Origin of the sequence: Mesorhizobium sp. M8A.F.Ca.ET.161.01.1.1, from assembly GCF_004792105.1 — a bacterium.
Lineage (GTDB): Bacteria > Pseudomonadota > Alphaproteobacteria > Rhizobiales > Rhizobiaceae > Mesorhizobium.
Map to the genome: position 1 here is coordinate 1 of NZ_SRTD01000134.1, position 391 is coordinate 391.

Genomic DNA, 391 nt, shown 5'->3' on the forward strand with positions numbered 1-391 from the left:
CTCCTGGTTGGCCTGTGCGGGCTTTTCCGGCGGCTTTGGCACGGCGGCAGGCGGTTCCGGCTCCAATTCGGCCGGTTTCTGCGGCGGCGTGGGGGCGACAGCGGGCGGCTTTCCCTCCGGTTCCGCCATGTCTGGTCTCAGTGTCGGAATCGGCACCTGGGCCGGCGCCTCAGGTTCGCTTTCCATATCGGTTGATGGCTCCGGGGTCGAAGGCTCTGGACGCCCCACGTTTTCCTGACGAGGCTTTTCTTGATCGAAGCGGGCGGATGCGCCAGCGTTCTTTGGACCGGCAGCGTTGCGCTCTTCCATCGTCGCGGCATCGGCCTTTCGCGCTTCCGTCGGACGGGGCTCTGGGACCGGAACATCGGCAGGCGAGGTCGGATGGTCCTGC

Annotated in this window: 1 pseudogene; it reads right to left on the reverse strand. The window is 66.8% G+C overall.

Annotation, left to right across the window (positions count from 1 at the left end):
• Positions 1–186 (reverse strand): annotated as a pseudogene (locus EN804_RS37760) (extensin family protein); the annotation flags it as partial.
• Between the last annotated feature and the right edge of the window lie 205 nt (positions 187–391).